Here is a 17,461-nt window from a genome sequence, read left to right as displayed (position 1 = left end):
GCCACGCACCGGCCGCCGTGGACGTCCGCCGGGCGCGGACGGCACCGAACCGAGGATTGACGGAGGAATGAGCACACCGCTGCACGAGGCCCGCCCGGCAGGTCAGGGGCGTGGCCTGCCCGACACCCAGCAGGGCATGCGCCGCCGCAACCTGTCGCGGGTGATGCACACCGTCCGGGACGAGGGGCCGCTGTCCCGGGCCGCCGTCGCCTCCCGGATCGGCCTGACCCGCGCCGCGGTGTCCACGCTGGTCGACGAGCTCATCCGCACCGGACTGCTGGAGGAACTGGGCCCGGAGCGGCCCGGACGCGTGGGCCGTCCCGGTTCCGCCCTGGCGGTCAGCGGGCGGGGTCCGGCCGGCATCGGCGCCGAGGTCGGCGTCGACCACCTCGCGGTGTGCGCGGTCGACCTGCGCGGGCAGGTCCGGGCGCGGGCGGTGCGGCACGTGCCGAACCGGGACCGCTCCCCCGAGCCCGTGCTCGGGGAACTCACCGGACTGATCCACCGGGTGGCGGCCGAGGCGGAGGGCGAGGGCCTGTGGCCGGCCGGGCTCGCCGTGGCCGTCCCCGGCCTGGTGGCCCGCGACGCCCGGACCGTCGTCCGCGCCCCGAACCTGGGGTGGCTCGACACGGATCTCGGCCCGCTGCTCCCCCCGACGCTGCCGCTGACCGTGGCCAACGAGGCCAACTTCGGCGCACTCGCCGAACTGTGGCTCGGCGACGACGCCCCGCGCGACTTCCTGCACGTGTCGGCCGAGATCGGCATCGGCGCGGCGGTCGTCGTGGACGGGCGGGTGCTGCACGGCAACCGCGGGTTCGCGGGCGAGCTGGGCCATGTGCCGGTGTGGCCCGACGGCCCGCCGTGCGCCTGCGGCGGCCGGGGCTGCCTGGAGCAGTACGCCGGCGAGGAGGCGGTGCTGCGCGCGGCCGGTCTCGAACCCGGCGAGGACCGGGTCGGCCTGCTCGCGGGCCGCGCCGAACAGGGCGACGCCGCCGTACGGCGCGCCCTGCACGACGCCGGCACGGCGCTGGGCATCGCCCTGACCGGGGCGGTCAATCTGCTGGACCCGGAGAGCGTGGTCCTGGGCGGCGCCCTGTCGGGACTCTCCCCCTGGCTGCTGCCCTCCCTGCGCGCCGAACTGGCCCGCCGTACGGCCGGGCCGCCCTGCCCGGTCTCCGTCTCCGCCCTGGGCCCCGAGGGCCCGCTGCTGGGCGCCGCCCATTCGGTCGTCCGGGGTGTCCTGGACGACCCGGCGGCGGTGGCCGGACGGACCTGATCCCTACGGGGTCGCCCTCACGGGACCGTCCTGCCGCGCGAACCGCCTCGACTCCGCACTGGTACGCGGCGTCCGTGGGGCCGCCCGACCGTCAGCCCCGCGGACGCCGGGCGGCCCGGCGCCCGTGGGCGGCCCGGTGGCCACGGGCGGAGCGGGGCGCCCGCCGAACGCTGACGGCGTGGGTGTCCCGGCGACTGCGCACACCGGCCTCCCGGACACCCTGGTCGGGCGGCCCTTCCGGCGACCGCGTACAGCGCGCACGCGTCCCGGACCGCGAACCGCGGCGTCCCGGCAGCCCCCGCTCAACGCGGCCCCTCACGGCCGCAGGCCGCTGACGATGTCCGCCGTGGCCGTCAGGCCGCTGTGGATCGTGGGGGCGATGCTGGTGCTGGCCAGGTAGAAGCCGAGCAGCAGGCACACCAGGGCGTGGGAGATCTTCAGCCCGCTGTTACGCAGGAAGATCACCGCCAGGACCGAGAGCAGCAGCACCACAGAGATGGAAATGGCCATCGTCAACCTCCTCCGCCACACCTGTTTCGCGGCGTTCGGCCGCAAGTGTGGCGTAGCGGAGGGTTCGTACGGGCGGCTGACCTGTCCGCCGAACGTGTGGTGTCACACCTTCCGGTGGGCGTCGAGGAACGCTTCCAGTCCGGCGAGGTCGTCGGTGTTGAGGTGGTCGACGTCCGCCGCGACCAGTTCTCCCCACAGCGCGTCACGGGCGGGACCCGGCACGTCCGGGGTGGCCCAGAAGCGCACCCGCTGCCCTCGGGCGTGAGCCGTGCGCACCAGTGTGCGCAGCTTCCGGCGCTCCGCCTCGGGGAACGCGCCGACGCCCCGCCAGGTGAAGTGGAGCGTCCAGTTGTCGCTGATCAGCGGCGCGAACGAGGCAGGTGCGGGGCCGCCGAGGTCGGTGAGCCGGCCGTCGTAGAAGGCGTGGCGGATCCGCTGGGCCTCCATGGGCGCGCGGGCGGCGCGGTCGCCGGAGACGACGGCGGTGACCGGCCCGGGGAACACCCTGCCGTGCGCGTACGTCGTGAACAGGCCCTTGTGGCGCCGCAGTCGGCGGTCGAGTTCCGCGTAGGTGGAGGCGCCCTCGGTCTTGAGGTCGATGAGCAGCTGGAACGATCCGCGGTGGCCGCGGTACACCGTGCCGCGGTTGGCACGGACACGGGCGGCGAGCGGGTCCAGGTACAGCGACTCCAGGGTGCGGGCGGGGTCGAGGTCCTCGGGGTCGTGGGCGACCAGCAGCCGTCCGCCCACGAGGTGGATGTCCGCCTCGACGCTGCCGAAGCGGTGGTCGAGGGCGTCGAACAGCGGGCGGGGGTGCTCGTAGTCGTTGTGCGCGTGGGCGCGCCACAACGGGCGGGCGCGGTGCGGGTGCTGACCGGCCAGCGCCTGGGCCGCGGGGAGGACGACCGGGGTCGCGAGGGCGGCGCCGAGGGCGGTGAGGGCTCTGCGACGGGTGGTGAGGGCCATGCTCTGCCTCCCTGAAGTGCCGTACGGGGTCCCCGCGAGTATGGGGTCCCGCCGCACACAAGGAGCGGAGGTGTGTGAGGAGTTGGCCGGTTCGCCGTCGCACGTTCACCTGGGAACGCGCGGACGCCGGCGGCCCGCTCTCCCTCCCCGGGAGGCGGGCCGCCGGCGACGCGTCGGTCAGGGCGCGCGCAGATCCACCAGCTCCGCCAGCGCCTCCCGGTGCGCGCCCGCCGTGCCGTAGGCGATCGAGTCGGCCTTGGCGCGCTTGAGGCGCAGGTGCGCCGGGTGTTCCCAGGTCATGCCGATGCCGCCGTGCAGTTGCAGGGCTTCCTCGGCGGCGCGGACGGCGACGGGCGCGGCGAAGGCCTGCGCCACGGTGACCGAGACCTCCGTGTCCTCGCCGGTCGCGAGGGCGTCGGCGGCGGCCCGTGCGGCGGCGCGGAGGCTGACGACCTCCAGCCACAGCTGTGCGAGCCGGTGCTTGAGCGCCTGAAAGCCGCCGACGGGCCGGTTGAACTGCGTGCGCTCCTTCAGGTACCGCACGGTTTCGGTCAACGCCCATTCGGCGACCCCGAGTTGCTCCGAGGCGAGCAGTCCCGCCCCGGCCCGCAGGGCGCGTCGTACCGCGGGCTCCGCGTCACCGACACGGCGGCCGGGCGCGGCGTCGAGGGTGACGCGGGCGAGGGGCCGGGTGAGGTCGAGGGACGTCTGCGGGGTGACGGTGACCGCGTCGGCCGTCACCGCGTACAGCCCGCCGTCGTCCGCCGGCACCAGCAGGACGTCGGCGACGGCGGCGTCCGCGATGCCCGTCAGTTCGCCGTGCAGGGTGCCGCCGTCCACGCGGACGGCGGCGAACGGTGCGCCGGGGGCGGTGTGCAGTCCGACCGCGAGCGCGCCGATCCGGCGTCCGGACGCCAGGCCGGCGACCACGTCGCCGCCGTCCGCGCAGGCCAGCAGCGCCTCGGTGGCCACCACGGCGCTCGTCAGGTACGGCACGGGGGCGACCGCGCGGCCCAGCTCCTCCAGGACGACGGCGGCTTCGCGGTGGGTCGCGCCCTGGCCGCCCCGGTCCTCGGGGACCAGCAGCCCGGCGAGGCCCATGCCCTCGGCGAGCGTCTTCCACAGGGACGGGTCGTGCGGCGCGTCCGACTCGGCGCGGGCCAGCACGGCCGTCGTGTCGCAGTGGTCGGTGAGCAGGTCCCGGACGGCGGCGCGCAGCGCCTCTTCCTCCTCCGAGTACAGCAGGTCGGGACGGTTGCTCATCGGGCGAGGTCCTTCCAGGCGACGTCCTTGTCGGTGCGCGGCTCGGCGGGCAGGCCCAGGACGCGCTCGGCGACGATGTTCAGCAGGACCTCGCTGGTCCCGCCCTCGATGCTGTTGCCCTTGGAGCGCAGGTAGCGGTAGCCGGCGTCACGGCCGGTGAAGTCGACGTGGTCGGGGCGGCGCATGGTCCAGTCGTCGTACAACAGGCCCTCCTCGCCGCGCAGTTCCACCTCCAGTCCGCTGATCTCCTGGTTGAGGCGGGCGAACGCGAGCTTCATGCCGGCGCCCTCGGGGCCGGGCTGTCCGGCGACGAGCTGCTGGCGCAGGCGTTCGCCGGTGAGCCGGGCGACCTCCGCCTCGACCCACAGCTTCAGCAGCCGCTGGTGCAGGTCGTGGGTGCGCAGTCCGGGGCGTTCGCGCCAGGTCCTGGCGACCGGGCCGATCATGCCGCCCTCGCGGGGCAGCCGCATGCCGCCGATGGCGACGCGCTCGTTGTTCAGGGTGGTCTGGGCGACCCGCCAGCCGTCGCCGGCCTCGCCGAGGCGGTGGGCGTCGGGGATGCGGACGCCGGTGAGGAACACCTCGTTGAACTCGGCCTCGCCGGTGATCTGGCGCAGCGGCCGCACCTCGACGCCGGGGTCGGTCATGTCGCACACGAAGTAGGTGATGCCCCGGTGCTTGGGCACGTCCGGATCGGTGCGCGCGATGAGGATGGCCCAGCGGGCGAGGTGGGCGCTGGACGTCCACACCTTCTGCCCGTCGACCACCCACGTGTCGCCCTCACGGACGGCGCGGGTGCCGAGCGCGGCCAGGTCGGATCCGGCGCCGGGCTCGCTGAAGAGCTGGCACCAGACCTCCTCCCCGGTCCACAGCGGCTTCAGGAAGCGCGCCTTCTGCTCCTCGGTGCCGTACTGGAGGATCGTCGGGGCGGCCATGCCCAGGCCGATGCCGATGCGGCGCGGGTCGTTGTCGGGGGCTCCGGCGGCTTCCAGCTCGGCGTCCACGACGGCCTGGAGCGAGCGCGGCAGACCGAGGCCGCCGAGCCCCTCGGGGAAGTGGACCCAGGCGAGTCCGGCGTCGAAGCGGGCGCGCAGGAAATCCAGGCGCTCCGTCTCGGCGGGCGGATGCGCGGCCAGCAACGCACGGGTGCGTCGGCGCAGTTCGTCGGCGTCGGTCATGCGGTGGCTCCGTTCTCCCATGACGGCAGCACGGTGACGCGGCCGGTGGTGACGCCGTCGGCGACCCGCTGCACGGCGTCGGCGGCCCCGGCGAGCGGCACGCGCTCGCTCACCAGCGGCTTGATCGCGCCCCGGGCGGCGAGGTCGGTGAGCTGTTCGTGGCACTCCCGGACCAGCTTGGGGTCCTTGGTGTTGTACAGGCCCCAGTGGAGGCCGAGGATCGCGTAGTTCTTGATCAGGGCGTGGTTGAGGCCGGGGCTGGGGATGGTGCCGCTGGCGAAGCCGACGATCACGATCCTGCCCTCGAAGGCGACGACCTTGGCGGACTGGGCGTAGGCCTCGCCGCCGACGGGGTCGTAGATCACGTCCGCGCCGCGTCCGCCGGTGGCCTCCTTGACCGCGGCGACGACGTCCTGCTCGCGCCGGTCGATCACCAGGTCGCAGCCCAGGTCGCGGGCCACGGCGGCCTTGTCGGCGCCGCCCGCCACACCGATGACGGTGGCGCCGGCCGCCTTGCCGAGCTGCACGGCGGCGCTGCCCACCCCGCCCGCGGCGGCGTGCACGAGCAGGGTCTCGCCGGCCTCCAGGCGGGCCCGGCGGTGCAGGGCGAACCAGGCGGTCTGGTAGCCGATGTGCAGGGCCGCGGCCTCGGCGTCGTCCAGCGCGTCCGGGGCGGGCAGCAGCGCGGCGGCGTCCGCGACGGTGTACTCGGCGAAACCGCCGTGCGGCAGTGCCGGGTTGGCGAGCACCCGGCGGCCGTCCTCGGTCTCGCCGCAGATCTCCACGCCGGGGGTGAACGGCAGCGGCGGCCGGACCTGGTACTGGCCCCGGCACATCAGGGCGTCCGGGAAATTGATGTTGGCGGCGCGCACCCGGAGCAGCACCTGCCCCTCGCCGGGTGCCGGCCGTTCGACGTCCGCGAGGCGCATCACCTCGCCCGGCTCGCCGAGTTCGTGCACTTGCCATGCCTGCATGCGGGGCCTCCACGGGACGGTGAACGTCGTCTTCGCTGACCGGGTCCCCGCATACTAAGCGGTCGCTTGCCTCAAGGGAACCGTCCCGCGCCCGCCGGCCGGCTCACCCCTTGCCCTTCGGCCGCGCCCGCACGTGCATCCGCTCCCCCTGCGGCCCGAAGAGGCTGAGGAACTCCACCGGCCCCTCCCCCGTCGACCCGAACCAGTGCGGCACCCGCGTGTCGAACTCGGCCGCCTCCCCCGCCGTCAGCACCACGTCGTGGTCGCCCAGCACCAGCCGCAGCTTCCCGGAGAGCACGTACAGCCACTCGTAGCCCTCATGGGTGCGCGGGTCGGGCTCCAGCTTCCGCTTCGGTTCGAGCACCTTGTACGCCTGGAGCCCGCCGGGCTGCCGGGTGAGCGGCCAGTGGGTGCGCCCGCCGCGCTCGATCGGCCGGGCGCGCACCCGCGGATCGCCCACCGGGGGCGCGCCGACCAGCTCGTCCAGCGGCACCTGATGGGCCTGCGCGATGGGCAGCAGCAGGTCCAGGCCGGGTTTGCGCTGCCCGGACTCCAGCCGGGACAGGGTGCTCACGGAGATGCCGGTCGCCTCCGCCAGCGCCGCGAGCGTCACCTCCCGCTCCTTCCGGATCCGGCGCAGCCGGGGGCCCACTTCCGCGAGAACGTCGTCCGTCGCCATGCGGACATTGCAGTTTCGGCAAACTTGTTTGTCAACCCGCGGGGTCCGGAGCGACCGTCGTCCGTGGAGGTGGTCACGATGACCGAGACGGATCGCAGGGACAGCCGCTACGACGTGGTCGTGGTGGGCGGAGGCGCGGCGGGGCTGTCGGCCGCGCTGGTGCTGGGACGGGCCCGGCACCGCACGCTGGTGGTCGACGCGGGCGAACCGCGCAACGCGCCCTCGGCGCACATGCAGGGCTATCTGAGCCGGGACGGGATGGCGCCGGCACAGTTCCTGGCGCTCGGCCGGGAGGAGATCGCGGCCTACGGGGTGGAACTCGTCCGCGACCGCGTCGTGGACGTCGCCCCCGGCGAGGACTTCACGGTGACGCTGGACGGGGGCGGGAGGGTGCGCGCCCGGCGGCTGGTCGTGGCGACCGGGCTGAAGGACGAGCTGCCGGACGTCTCCGGGGTCGCCGAGCGGTTCGGGCGGGACGTGCTGCACTGCCCGTTCTGCCACGGCTGGGAGGTGCGCGACGAGCCCTTCGGGGTGCTCGCGTCGAGCCCGGCGGGCGTGCACCAGGCGCTGATGGTCTCCCGGTGGTCGAAGGACGTCAGCTTCTTCCTGCACCGGGTCGCCGAGGAGGAGCTGTCCGACCTGGACCTGCGCCGGCTGGCCGCGGCCGGGGTGGGCGTGGTGCCGGGCGAGGTCGCCGGTCTGGAGGTCGAGGACGACCGGCTCACCGGCGTACGGATGGCCGACGGCACCGTGCACTCCCGGTCGGTGCTGTTCGTCGCACCGCGCCCGCTCCCGCAGACGGGGCTGCTGGAGCGGCTGGGCGCGGAGATGCACGAGACGCCGTTCGGGACGTACCCGGTGATCGACCCGAACGGGCTGACCAGCGTGCCGGGCGTGTGGGCGGCGGGCAACGCGATCGGCTTCGCCGAGCAGGTGGTGCACGCGGCGAGCGGCGGCTACCGGGCGGCCTCCGCGATCGTCGGCGACCTGCGGATGGCGGACCTGGACGCGACGCTCACCGGATGACCGCTCCGCCGGGGTGTGGAGGGCGCGCCTTCGGAGCACCATGACTGCATGTTGCTGTCCCGGCTGGCCCAGGTGTCCCAGGAGGTGGCCGCCACCCCGGCGCGGTCGCGGAAGACCGCGCTGCTCGCCGAACTGTTCCGGGAGGCCGGGCCGGACGACGTCCCGGTCGTCATCCCGTATCTGGCGGGGCGGCTGCCGCAGGGGCGGATCGGGGTCGGCTGGAAGGTGCTGAGCCGTCCGGTCCCGCCCGCCGCCGAGCCGTCCCTGACGGTGCGCGAGGTGGACGCGCTGCTCACCCGGCTCGCCGAGGTGTCGGGACCGGGCTCCCAGGCGGAACGCGCCCGGCTGGCCGGTGAGCTGCTGGGCGCGTCCACCGAGGCCGAGCAGCGGTTCCTGACGGGGCTGCTGACCGGCGAGGTCCGCCAGGGCGCGCTGGACGCGCTGGCGGCGGAGGGGCTGGCCCGGGCGACGGGCGCGGACCCGGCGGACGTACGGCGGGCGGTGATGCTCGCGGGCTCCCTCCAGCCGGTCGCGGGGGCGCTGCTGACGGACGGGCCGGAGGCGCTGGAGCGGTTCCGGCTGGCCGTCGGGCGCCCGGTGCAGCCGATGCTGGCGCACAGCGCCTCCTCGGTCGCCGAGGCGGTCGGGAAACTGGGCGCCTGCGCGGTCGAGGAGAAGCTCGACGGCATCCGCGTCCAGGTGCACCGCGACGGCGACACCGTGCGGGTGCACACCCGCACCCTCGACGACATCACGGACCGGCTGCCCGAGGTGACCGCGGCGGCGCGGGAGCTGGCGGTGGAGCGGTTCATCCTGGACGGCGAGGTGATCTCCTTCGACGCCACCGGGCGCCCGCGGTCCTTCCAGGAGACCGCCGGGCGGGTCGGCTCCCGGGTGGACGTGGTGACGGCCGCCCGGGAGACGCCGGTCTCCCCCGTGTTCTTCGACGCGCTGTCGGCCGGCGGCCGGGACCTGCTGGACCTGCCGTTCGCCGAGCGGCACGCGGAACTGGCCCGGCTGGTGCCGGAGCCGATGCGGGTGCGGCGCACCGTGGTGGACGGCCCCGACGGCCTGGAGGCGGCGGAGCGGTTCCTCGCGCAGACCCTGGAGCGCGGCCACGAGGGTGTCGTGGTCAAGGGGCTGGAGGCCCCCTACAGCGCGGGGCGGCGCGGGGCGTCCTGGCTGAAGGTCAAGCCGGTGCACACGCTGGACCTGGTGGTGCTGGCCGCCGAGTGGGGCCACGGCCGGCGCACCGGGAAGCTGTCCAACCTGCACCTGGGCGCCCGCACCGCCGACGGCGGCTTCGCGATGCTCGGCAAGACCTTCAAGGGCATGACCGACGCGATGCTCCAGTGGCAGACCGAGCGGCTGCGGGAGATCGCGGTCGACGAGAGCGGCGGGACGGTGACCGTGCGCCCCGAACTCGTCGTGGAGATCGCCTACGACGGCCTGCAGCGCTCCAGCCGCTACCCGGCCGGTGTCACCCTGCGCTTCGCCCGGGTGATCCGCTACCGCGAGGACAAGCGCCCGGAGGAGGCGGACACCGTCGAGACCGTGCTCGCCGCGCACCCGGGGGTGCGGCCGTGACGAAGGCCCGGAGCGCGGGCCTGCTGCTGTTCCGGCGCGCCGGGGAGGGCGTCGAGGTGCTGCTCGGCCACATGGGCGGCCCGTTCTTCGCGCGCCGGGACGCCGGGGCGTGGACCGTGCCGAAGGGCGAGTACGGCCCCGCCGAGCCCGCCTGGGAGGCGGCGCGCCGCGAGTTCGCGGAGGAGCTGGGGCTGCCGCCGCCGGACGGGGAGGCGGTGCCGCTCGGGGAGGTCCGCCAGTCGGGCGGCAAGGTGGTCACCGCGTGGGCGGTGGAGGCCGACCTGGACCCGGCATCGGCCGTCCCCGGCACGTTCACCATGGAATGGCCGCCCAGGTCGGGGCGGACGCGGGAGTTCCCGGAGCTGGACCGGGTCGCCTGGTTCCCCCTCGACCGGGCCCGCGAGGTGATCGTCCCGGCACAGACCGCGTTTCTGGACCGCCTGGCGGAGCACTCGCTCCGGGAGGCCTCCCCGCGTTGCGCGGCCCGTCGGCGCGCGGGAAGGTCGTCAGAGCGCAGCCCGTCCCATGGAGGCCAGTGATGCACATCGCCACGGTGAACCCGGCGAACGGCGAGACCGTCAAGACGTACCACCCCATGGACGAGGACGAACTGGAACGCCGGCTCCAGCTCGCGGAGGCCACCTTCCGCACGTACCGGACGACGACCTTCGAGGAGCGCTCCCGCCTGCTGCACCGGGCCGCCGAGATCCTCGACGAGGACCGGGACGCCGTCGGCAAGGTGATCACCACGGAGATGGGCAAGCCGATCGCGCAGGCCCGCGCGGAGGCCGCGAAGTGCGCCAAGGCGATGCACTGGTACGCCGACCACGCGGCCGAGCTGCTGGCCGACGAGGAGCCCGACGCGTCCGACGTGAAGGACTCCGGCGCCTCCCGGGTCCTGGTGCGCTACCGGCCGCTGGGCCCGGTGCTCGCGGTGATGCCGTGGAACTTCCCGCTGTGGCAGGTGGTGCGGTTCGCCGCCCCCGCCCTGATGGCGGGCAACGTCGGCCTGCTCAAGCACGCGTCGAACGTGCCGGGGACCGCCCTGTACCTGGAGGACCTGTTCCACCGCGCGGGCTTCACCGAGGGCACGTTCCAGACCCTGCTGATCGGCTCCGCCGCCGTCGACGACCTGCTGCGCGACGAGCGGATCAAGGCGGCGACCCTCACCGGGAGCGAGCCCGCGGGCCGGGCCGTCGCCTCCACCGCCGGCGAGATGATCAAGAAGACGGTGCTGGAGCTGGGCGGCAGCGACCCCTTCGTGGTCATGCCCTCCGCCGACCTGGACCGGGCCGCCGAGGTCGCGGTGACCGCCCGGGTGCAGAACGCCGGGCAGTCCTGCATCGCCGCCAAGCGGTTCATCGTGCACACGGACGTCTACGACGCCTTCGCCGAGCGGTTCGTGGCGGGCATGAAGGCGCTGAAGGTGGGCGACCCGATGGACGAGGACACCGACGTCGGCCCGCTCTCCAGCGAACAGGGCCGCACGGACCTGGAGGAGCTGGTCGACGACGCGGTACGGGCCGGCGCCACGGTGCTGTGCGGTGGCGAACGCCTCGACGGGCCGGGCTGGTTCTACCCGCCGACCGTGCTGGCCGGGATCGGCCGGGAGATGCGCATCCACCGGGAGGAGACCTTCGGCCCGGTCGCCACGCTCTACCGCGCGGCCGATCTGGACGAGGCGGTGCTCATCGCCAACGACTCGCCGTTCGGGCTGAGTTCCAACGTCTGGACGCGTGACGAGGCGGAGATCGACCGGTTCGTCCGGGACCTGGAGGCGGGCGGCGTGTACGTCAACGGCATGACGGCCTCCCACCCCGCGTTCCCCTTCGGCGGCGTGAAGCGGTCGGGCTACGGGCGTGAGCTGTCCGGGCACGGAATCCGCGAGTTCTGCAACATCACCACGGTTTGGCACGGCGCGTGACGCGCGCACGGATACGATCCCGACTGTGAACCGCGAAGTGACACTGCCTCTGATCGTCGACGACCGCGGCACCCTTCAGGTGGCGGCCGCCGACGTCAGCAAGCTGCTGCGCACGGTGGGCGGCCGGTGGGTCCGGCTCGTCGAGGCCGGCGAGAGCGGGCTCGACGAGGACACGGTCGCCGCGCTGACGATCGAACTCGCGAAGCTCGCCGACCGCATCGACGTCGCGTGCATCGCCCACAGCAGCGGCACCACGCCGTGACGGGACGCTAGGCCGGCCGTTCGAGGGTGCGCCAGAACAGCGCTTCGTAACTCTGCAGCAGGTGCCCGTAGGCCCGGGCACGACGCTCGTCCAGGCGGCCGGTGGCCAGGGCCGCCTGGACGGCGCGCTCCGCCGTGCGGTCCAGCTCCTCGGCCGGTTCGGCGAAGAAGTCGAAGAAGGCGCAGGCCTCGTCGTCGAAGCCGTAGTGGGTACGCAGGGCCCCGGCGATCGCGGCGCAGTAGCCGCCCCAGGCCGAGAAGTTGGCGGTGACGGCCAGGACGGCGTCGGCGGGGGCGGCGTTGAGGGCCAGCCAGGCGACGTAGGCCGGGTAGGCCTGGCAGCCCGGCAGCGGGGTGTACGCGGCGGCGCGGTCCTCGTCGACGCCGCAGGCCGCGGCGAAGGCGGGCAGCCGCTGCCGGGCGACGGCCTCGCCCTCGGCGAGAGCGGTGAAGAAGGCGTCGGCCTCCGGTTCGGCCGTGGACCGCACGGCCAGTTGGAGGAAGGCGCGGCGGTCCGCGGGGATCACCCGCATCTGTTCCAGCGCGAGCACCGCCAGCACCTCGCGGTCCGCCTCACCCGCCGCGATCAGCGGCACGAGGGGGTTGGAGCGCGGGTCAGGGGCGAGTTCCGCGGTGATCGTCCTCAGCAGGTCCCGGGCCGTGCGTGTCATCGCGTCCTCCGAGGCGTCGGTCACCCCGAGGGTGGCCCGGCGGCCGGACGATGGCAACCCGGCGGTGCCGCCCGCACCGCCGGGTCGTTCCGTGGGGGCCGTCCTAGCGGATGGACATGCCCGAGAGGGTGCGGGCGATCACCAGGCGCTGGATCTCGCTCGTCCCCTCGAAGATGGTGTAGATCGCGGCGTCCCTGTGCATCCGCTCGACCGGGTACTCGCGGGTGTAGCCGTTGCCGCCGAGGATCTGGATCGCCTGGGCGGTGACCTTCTTGGCGGTCTCGCTGGCGAACAGCTTCGACATCGAGCCCTCGGCCGCGGTGAACGGCTTGCCGTTGATCGCCATCCAGGAGGCGCGCCACACCAGCAGGCGGGCGGCGTCGATCTGGGTGCGCATGTCGGCGAGCTGGAAGGCGACGCCCTGGTTGTCGATGATCGGGCGGCCGAACTGCTCACGCGTCTTGGCGTAGTCCAGCGCGACCTCGTAGGCGGCGCGGGCGGTGCCCACGGCCATGGCGCCGACGGCCGGACGGGACGCCTCGAAGGTGGCCATGGCGGCGTTCTTCACACGCTCGCCGCCCTTCCTGGCCCTCTCCCGGGCGCGGGCGAGGCGCTCGTCCAGCTTCTCCTTGCCGCCGAGCAGGCAGGAGCCGGGGACGCGCACGTCGTCGAGGATGACCTCGGCGGTGTGCGAGGCGCGGATGCCGTGCTTCTGGAACTTCTGGCCCTGGGACAGGCCGGGGGTGTTCGGCGGGACGATGAAGGAGGCGTGGCCCTTGGAGCCGAGCTCGGGGTCGACGACCGCGACCACGACGTGGACGTTGGCGATGCCGCCGTTGGTCGCCCACGTCTTGGTGCCGTTGATCACCCACTCGTCCTTGGCCTCGTCGTAGACCGCGCGGGTGCGCATCGACGCCACGTCGGAGCCGGCGTCGGGCTCGGAGGAGCAGAAGGCCGCGACCTTCACGTCGTTCACGTCGCCGTACATCTGGGGGATCCAGGTGCCGATCTGCTCCTCGGTGCCGTTGGCGAGGACGCCGACGGCGGCGAGGCCGGTGCCGACGATCGACAGGGCGATGCCCGCGTCGCCCCAGAACAGCTCCTCCATGGCCATGGGGATGCCGAGACCGGTTGCGTCGAAGTACTGCTGGGCGTAGAAGTCCAGGGAGTAGATGCCGACCTTGGCCGCCTCCTGGATGACCGGCCAGGGAGTCTCCTCACGCTCGTCCCATTCGGCGGCGGCGGGGCGGATGACGTCGGCGGCGAAGCCGTGCAGCCAGTCCCGCACCTCCTTCTGTTCGTCGTTGAGCTCCATGGTGAACTCGGCCATGACTCCTCCAGCGGCGACGCCCGTGCATGTTACTTGCGGTAACCCCAGTCTGTTACCGACAAGTAGGAAAAGTCAACTCTCCGGGCAGGCCTGCATCCCGTCCGATGTCCGGGCCGTGATCGGTGTTAGTTTGCGCAGGCGTCACCGATTCGGCACGGGCGGGGAGAGCTCATGGACACCACACAGCGGACCGAGCAGCAGCGGTCCGCCGACCGACGCCGGCGCGAGCTGCTGGAGGCCGCCGACCGAGTGGTGCTGCGTGACGGTCCGGGAGCCTCGATGAACGCCATCGCCGCCGAGGCCGGCATCACCAAGCCCATCCTCTACCGGCACTTCGGCGACAAGGGAGGACTCTACGCCGCCCTCGCCGAACGCCACACCGACGCCCTGCTGGACTCCCTGCGGGCCGCGCTGGACGCGCCCGCGGAGCGCCGGGAGCGGGTCGAGGCCACGCTGGACACCTACCTGGCGGCGATCGAGGCGCGCCCCCAGGTGTACCGCTTCCTGATGCACCCGGCGGAGGGCTCGCCCGGCGACCAGGGCTTCGACGTGGGCAAGCACTCGGCGCCGCTGCTGCGCCGGATGGGCGAGGAGCTGGCCCAGGTGATCGAGGAGCGCCTCGACCTCGGACCCGGCAACCACCGGCTCGCCCGGGTGTGGGGCCACGGCATCGTCGGCATGATGCACGCCGCCGGCGACTGGTGGCTGGGCGAGCGCCCCTGCGACCGCGCCGAGCTGGTCCACAGCCTGGCCGACCTGCTGTGGGGCCGCCTGGCGGCGGCCGGCGACAAGGTGGGCGGCCCGGGCTTCTGACCCCGGTCCGGAGGGACGAGGGCGCTCGGCGCAGGGGACGGCGCGGACGGCTGCCGCGTGGGGCAGCGGCCGGGCCGACGCGGGCAGGAGCGAGGCGCGGGCGCCGGCCGCACCGGACATCGGCCTCCGTACGCGCGGGCGCAGGGCCGGGCGAGGCGCGCAGCCGTCCCCGTGGCGGCCGCCCGGGAGGGCGGGGGCGAGGCGGCAGCGGGAGCGCGCCGGTCCGCGGCGCGACGCCCGGGTGCGGGCGGCGGGACGCCGGCGCCCGGCTCAGGCGGGACGGTGCCAGGAGGCGCGGGAGACCTGGCGCATCAGCTTGCGGTGACGGCGGCCGGTGAGCCGGTCGGCGTAGACCGTGCCCGCCAAATGGTCGCTCTCGTGCTGGAGGCAGCGGGCGAAGAAACCCGTGCCGTGCACGGTGACCGGCTCCCCGGTCACCGTGACGCCCTCGACCACCGCGTGGTCGTACCGCTCCGTCCCCGCCTCCAGGCCGGGCAGCGACAGGCAGCCCTCGGGCCCGCGCACCACCACCCCGTCCGTCACCACCGGCCGCGGGTTCACCACGTGCCCGAGGTGCCGTACGTCCTCGTCGTCCGGGCAGTCGAAGACGAACACCCGCAGCGGCACCCCGATCTGGTTCGCGGCCAGCCCCACGCCCTGCGCCGCGTACATCGTCGCGAACAAGTCCTCCACCAGCTCCGCCAGTTCCGGACCGAAGCCGGTGACCTCCTCGCAGGGCGTGTGCAGCACCGGGTCGCCGAGCAGGGTGAGGGGCCGTACGCGTCCGTGGACGCCGGGCAGGGAGCCGTGTCGCATGGCCGTAAGGGTACGGTCCTTGCATCCCCGCCCCGTCTCACGATGGAGCCGCGGTACTGGTGGGTGAAGGGATCTCGATAGGCTGAGCCCACACCACGTGGCCGTCAGGCACAGACGCGGCGCGTACGCAAGGAGGATCGAGAACTGATGGCAGGCAACTCGGACCCGCTCACGCCGCGGGCCAAGCTGGCCGTGACCGCGGGCAAGGCGGTCGCGGCGGCATCCCGTGCCGCAGGGCGCGGCAGCGGTTCGGTGATCGGGGGCCGGGTGGCGCTGAAACTCGACCCCGACCTCCTCGCGCGGCTCGCCCAGCACCTGGACGTGACCCTCGTCTCGGCGACCAACGGCAAGACCACCACCACCCGGCTCATCGCCGAGGCGCTCAAGGCGGCCGGCCCGGTCGTCTCCAACGCGCTCGGCGCCAACATGCCGGCCGGCATCACCTCGGCCCTCGCGGACGGCGCGGACGCCCGCTACGGCGTCATCGAGGTCGACGAGAAGTACCTCGTCGGCGTCGCCCAGGCCACCGAGCCGAAGTGCATCGCGCTGCTCAACCTCTCCCGCGACCAGCTCGACCGCGCCGCGGAGACCCGGATGCTCGCCGAGAACTGGCGCGAGGGCCTGGCGGGTTCGAAGTCCGTGATCGTCGCCAACGCCGACGACCCGCTGGTGGTGTGGGCCGCGTCGTCCTCCCCCAACGTGATCTGGGTGGCCGCCGGCCAGATGTGGAAGGACGACGCCTGGTCCTGCCCGTCCTGCGGCGGTGTGATGCAGCGCCCCGGCGACGACTGGTTCTGCGGCGAGTGCGGCTTCCGCCGCCCCACCCCGACCTGGGCGCTCTCCGGCGACCACGTGCTCGACCCGCACGGCTCCGCCTGGCCGATCCACCTCCAGCTGCCGGGCCGGGCCAACAAGGCCAACGCCGCGTCCTCCGCGGCCGTCGCCGCCGTCTTCGGGGTGCCGCCGCAGGTCGCCCTGGAGCGCATGTACCAGGTGCAGGCCGTGGCCGGCCGCTACGACGTCGTCCAGTTCCAGGGCCGTGACCTGCGGCTGCTGCTCGCGAAGAACCCCGCGGGCTGGCTGGAGACGTTCTCGCTGATCGACCCGCCGCCGACCCCGGTCATCCTGTCGGTGAACGCGCGCTCCGCCGACGGCACCGACACCTCCTGGCTGTGGGACGTCGACTACACCCGGCTGACCGGCCACCCGATCTGCGTCGTCGGCGAGCGGAAGCTGGACCTGGCGGTGCGCCTCGAGGTCGCCAACCAGCAGTTCCAGGTGTGCGAGAACCTCGACCAGGCGGTCCAGATGTCTCCGCCCGGCCGGATCGAGGTCATCGCCAACTACACCGCGTTCCAGGACCTGCGCCGCCGCGTCGGCAACTGACCACGACACCTCAGGGGACTTGAAGTGAGCGACAACCAGCTGCGGGTCGTCTGGATCTACCCGGACCTGCTCAGCACCTACGGCGACCAGGGCAACGTCCTCGTCGTCGAGCGCCGGGCGCGGCAGCGCGGCCTGGACGTGGCACGGCTCGACGTGCGCAGCGACCAGCCGATCCCGACCTCCGGCGACATCTACCTGATCGGCGGCGGCGAGGACCGCCCGCAGCGGCTGGCCGCCGAGCGGCTGCGCCGCGACGGCGGGCTGCACCGGGCCGTGGGGAACGGCGCGATCGTCTTCTCGGTCTGCGCCGGCTACCAGATCCTCGGCCACGAGTTCATCAACGACCTCGGCCAGCGCCAGCCGGGCCTCGGCCTGCTCGACGTGGTGTCGGTGCGCGGCGAGGGCGCCCGCTGCGTGGGCGACGTCCTCGCGGACATCAACCCGGCGCTGGGCCTGCCCCCGCTGACCGGGTTCGAGAACCACCAGGGCGTCACCCACCTGGGCCCCACGGCACGCCCGTTGGCCCAGGTCCGCTTCGGCAACGGCAACGGCACCGGGGACGGCACCGAGGGCGCGTACAACGAGACCGTCTTCGGCACGTACATGCACGGTCCGGTGCTGGCCCGCAACCCGCAGATCGCGGACCTGCTGCTGAAGCTGGCGCTGGACGTCAACGCCCTGCCGCCGACCGACGACCGCTGGTACGAGGCCCTGCGCGACGAGCGCATCGCGGCCGCCCAGCAGCCCGCGTGAGACGCTGGACGAACACCCGGAGGAGGCGTCGGAGGGGCCCGGAACGGC

Annotated in this window: 17 protein-coding genes and 1 pseudogene; 9 read left to right on the top strand and 9 right to left on the bottom strand. The window is 74.0% G+C overall.

Translation table 11 applies throughout. The features are described 5' to 3' along the window. Positions 1 to 67: 67 nt before the first annotated feature. A complete protein-coding gene (locus tag ACIQ8B_RS18225) occupies positions 68 to 1,276 on the top strand; it encodes an ROK family transcriptional regulator (RefSeq protein ID WP_365417249.1) in 1,209 nt (402 codons plus the stop codon). Between the two features lie 315 nt (positions 1,277 to 1,591). On the opposite strand, the gene ACIQ8B_RS18220 is transcribed toward ACIQ8B_RS18225, so the two are convergent. The 6 genes from ACIQ8B_RS18220 to ACIQ8B_RS18195 all read right to left on the bottom strand — a co-directional run bounded on the left by ACIQ8B_RS18220 (position 1,592) and on the right by ACIQ8B_RS18195 (position 6,846). Continuing rightward, a complete protein-coding gene (locus ACIQ8B_RS18220; protein ID WP_106415334.1) occupies positions 1,592 to 1,786 on the bottom strand; it encodes a hypothetical protein in 195 nt (64 codons plus the stop codon). Positions 1,787 to 1,888: 102 nt separating this feature from the next. Then, positions 1,889 to 2,752, bottom strand: a complete 864-nt coding sequence (locus tag ACIQ8B_RS18215; protein WP_403547915.1) for a phosphatidylinositol-specific phospholipase C/glycerophosphodiester phosphodiesterase family protein — start codon at positions 2,750 to 2,752, stop codon at positions 1,889 to 1,891. 177 nt (positions 2,753 to 2,929) lie between these two features. Next, on the bottom strand, positions 2,930 to 4,015 hold the full coding sequence (locus tag ACIQ8B_RS18210; RefSeq protein WP_403547913.1) for an acyl-CoA dehydrogenase family protein: 1,086 nt from the start codon (positions 4,013 to 4,015) through the stop codon (positions 2,930 to 2,932). After that, a complete protein-coding gene (locus ACIQ8B_RS18205; RefSeq protein WP_290009224.1) occupies positions 4,012 to 5,193 on the bottom strand; it encodes an acyl-CoA dehydrogenase family protein in 1,182 nt (393 codons plus the stop codon). Before ACIQ8B_RS18205 ends, ACIQ8B_RS18210 begins: the two co-directional genes overlap by 4 nt. Further along, the gene (locus tag ACIQ8B_RS18200) at positions 5,190 to 6,167 is read right to left on the bottom strand and encodes an NADPH:quinone oxidoreductase family protein (RefSeq protein WP_403547911.1); all 978 of its coding nucleotides are present in this window, start codon (positions 6,165 to 6,167) and stop codon (positions 5,190 to 5,192) included. Before ACIQ8B_RS18200 ends, ACIQ8B_RS18205 begins: the two co-directional genes overlap by 4 nt. A gap of 103 nt (positions 6,168 to 6,270) precedes the next feature. Further along, the gene (locus ACIQ8B_RS18195; RefSeq protein ID WP_290009221.1) at positions 6,271 to 6,846 is read right to left on the bottom strand and encodes a helix-turn-helix domain-containing protein; all 576 of its coding nucleotides are present in this window, start codon (positions 6,844 to 6,846) and stop codon (positions 6,271 to 6,273) included. Between the two features lie 78 nt (positions 6,847 to 6,924). Here ACIQ8B_RS18195 and ACIQ8B_RS18190 point away from each other — a divergent pair, with 78 nt between their 5' ends. The 5 genes and pseudogenes from ACIQ8B_RS18190 (at position 6,925) to ACIQ8B_RS18170 (ending at position 11,645) form a co-directional block, all read left to right on the top strand. After that, positions 6,925 to 7,872 (top strand): NAD(P)/FAD-dependent oxidoreductase, encoded by a 948-nt coding sequence (locus ACIQ8B_RS18190; protein ID WP_403547908.1) that lies wholly within the window; start codon positions 6,925 to 6,927, stop codon positions 7,870 to 7,872. 48 nt (positions 7,873 to 7,920) lie between these two features. Further along, on the top strand, positions 7,921 to 9,459 hold the full coding sequence (locus ACIQ8B_RS18185; RefSeq protein ID WP_403547906.1) for an ATP-dependent DNA ligase: 1,539 nt from the start codon (positions 7,921 to 7,923) through the stop codon (positions 9,457 to 9,459). Beyond that, a pseudogene (locus tag ACIQ8B_RS18180) lies at positions 9,456 to 9,914 on the top strand (NUDIX domain-containing protein); the annotation flags it as partial. The gene ACIQ8B_RS18185 and the pseudogene ACIQ8B_RS18180, both read left to right, overlap by 4 nt. Before the next feature lie 83 nt (positions 9,915 to 9,997). Then, the gene (locus ACIQ8B_RS18175; RefSeq protein ID WP_290009217.1) at positions 9,998 to 11,383 is read left to right on the top strand and encodes an NADP-dependent succinic semialdehyde dehydrogenase; all 1,386 of its coding nucleotides are present in this window, start codon (positions 9,998 to 10,000) and stop codon (positions 11,381 to 11,383) included. Between the two features lie 25 nt (positions 11,384 to 11,408). Next, positions 11,409 to 11,645, top strand: coding sequence for a DUF6213 family protein (locus tag ACIQ8B_RS18170; protein ID WP_106415325.1), 237 nt, complete (start codon positions 11,409 to 11,411; stop codon positions 11,643 to 11,645). 7 nt (positions 11,646 to 11,652) lie between these two features. On the opposite strand, the gene ACIQ8B_RS18165 is transcribed toward ACIQ8B_RS18170, so the two are convergent. Then, on the bottom strand, positions 11,653 to 12,315 hold the full coding sequence (locus ACIQ8B_RS18165; protein ID WP_403547903.1) for a transcriptional regulator: 663 nt from the start codon (positions 12,313 to 12,315) through the stop codon (positions 11,653 to 11,655). A 103-nt stretch (positions 12,316 to 12,418) separates the two neighbouring features. After that, a complete protein-coding gene (locus ACIQ8B_RS18160; RefSeq protein WP_106415323.1) occupies positions 12,419 to 13,645 on the bottom strand; it encodes an acyl-CoA dehydrogenase family protein in 1,227 nt (408 codons plus the stop codon). Positions 13,646 to 13,816: 171 nt separating this feature from the next. On the opposite strand from ACIQ8B_RS18160, the gene ACIQ8B_RS18155 reads away from it, so the two are divergent. Beyond that, positions 13,817 to 14,458 carry a TetR family transcriptional regulator gene (locus ACIQ8B_RS18155; RefSeq protein WP_403547901.1) on the top strand — a complete coding sequence of 214 codons (642 nt, stop codon included), beginning with the start codon at positions 13,817 to 13,819 and terminating at the stop codon, positions 14,456 to 14,458. A 270-nt stretch (positions 14,459 to 14,728) separates the two neighbouring features. Here the strand turns inward: ACIQ8B_RS18155 and def are convergent, their stop codons facing one another. Beyond that, positions 14,729 to 15,274 (bottom strand): peptide deformylase, encoded by a 546-nt coding sequence (gene def / locus ACIQ8B_RS18150; RefSeq protein ID WP_106415321.1) that lies wholly within the window; start codon positions 15,272 to 15,274, stop codon positions 14,729 to 14,731. Between the two features lie 147 nt (positions 15,275 to 15,421). Between def and ACIQ8B_RS18145 the strand changes: the two genes are divergently transcribed. Together ACIQ8B_RS18145 and ACIQ8B_RS18140 are read left to right on the top strand one after the other, a co-directional pair. Then, positions 15,422 to 16,660, top strand: coding sequence for a MurT ligase domain-containing protein (locus ACIQ8B_RS18145; RefSeq protein WP_106415320.1), 1,239 nt, complete (start codon positions 15,422 to 15,424; stop codon positions 16,658 to 16,660). A 24-nt stretch (positions 16,661 to 16,684) separates the two neighbouring features. Continuing rightward, on the top strand, positions 16,685 to 17,413 hold the full coding sequence (locus ACIQ8B_RS18140) for a type 1 glutamine amidotransferase (RefSeq protein WP_106415319.1): 729 nt from the start codon (positions 16,685 to 16,687) through the stop codon (positions 17,411 to 17,413). Positions 17,414 to 17,461 lie beyond the last annotated feature (48 nt).

Source organism: Streptomyces sp. NPDC096105 (assembly GCF_044763335.1).
Taxonomy (GTDB): Bacteria; Actinomycetota; Actinomycetes; order Streptomycetales; family Streptomycetaceae; genus Streptomyces.
This window is presented reverse-complemented; position numbering and strand designations above follow the sequence as displayed.